General features: G+C 66.7%; 1 pseudogene. It reads left to right on the top strand.

Going from position 1 to position 237, the window contains the following annotated elements:
- Nucleotides 1–40: 40 nt before the first annotated feature.
- Nucleotides 41–237 (top strand): annotated as a pseudogene (locus tag AC0L3S_RS39735) (fatty acid desaturase); the annotation flags it as partial.

Below are 237 nucleotides of genomic sequence, written 5' to 3'. Positions count from 1 at the left end.
GCATTCGCTCTGGCGGATGCCATTGCCGAGGGAGGCAATCATGTCCACTGCGCCGTCCCGGCGTGACTACAGCCTGATCGGCCGCGACGCCAAGCTCGCCGTCGAGACCGGCCTGTCGGCGGCCGAGTGGTATCACACCGACATACCGCGCAAGCAGATGAAGGAGCTGATGCAGCGCTCCGACGGGCCGGCGATCCGCGATACCGCGATCTGGTTCGCCGCCCTGATCGTCAGTGG

The sequence above is a fragment of the Bradyrhizobium sp. Ken01 genome, from assembly GCF_055807355.1.
This window is presented reverse-complemented; position numbering and strand designations above follow the sequence as displayed.